This window comes from Pseudomonas sp. 51_B (assembly GCF_017491595.1).
Lineage (GTDB): Bacteria > Pseudomonadota > Gammaproteobacteria > Pseudomonadales > Pseudomonadaceae > Aquipseudomonas > Aquipseudomonas promysalinigenes.
On the sequence record NZ_JAFGYW010000201.1, the window covers coordinates 1 to 510 of the forward strand.

The 510-nt window shown below is 65.9% G+C and carries 1 protein-coding gene and 1 pseudogene; both read left to right on the forward strand.

The genetic code is table 11. The features are described from left to right. On the forward strand, nucleotides 1–122 hold a 122-nt coding region (locus tag J5M56_RS26875), incomplete at its 5' end, for a hypothetical protein (protein ID WP_243430894.1). Next, nucleotides 106–510 (forward strand): annotated as a pseudogene (locus J5M56_RS24390) (SPOR domain-containing protein); the annotation flags it as partial. The gene J5M56_RS26875 and the pseudogene J5M56_RS24390, both read left to right, overlap by 17 nt.

Sequence of the window (510 nt, forward strand, 5' to 3'; positions counted from 1 at the left end):
GCGCTATAGCAACCAGCGACGACGAGATTCTGTTGTTCGGATCATTTTATTGTGTCGCCGAGGCCCTTGAATGGCTGGCCCGGCGCTCCACGGAGGAAGCGGCAAATGGCTTTGCTGGATAAAGCGTACAAGCAGCGCATGGTTGGCGCGCTGGTGCTGGTGGCGCTGGCGGTGATCTTCCTGCCGATGCTGTTTTCCCGTCAGGATGAGCAGCGTCAGGTGACCGTCGCGGCCCCGGCTGCGCCTCCGCCTTCGGCCATGCCGCAAGTGCAAATGGACCCGGTCGCCGTGCCTGAGCCCCAGGCTTTGCCACAAGAGCCGGTGCCAACGGACGAAGAGGTCGCTGAAGAAGCGGTGCCTGCTGCTCCGGCTGCTGCTCCGGCCGCCCCGGCACCGACCATCCCGGCGCAGATTGCCCGCCCGGCAACGCCGCCACCGGTGGCCAAGCCGATTCCGGCGCCGGCTCAGCCAATCACCTCCGCAACCAGCAAGCCTGACACCACGCAGAGC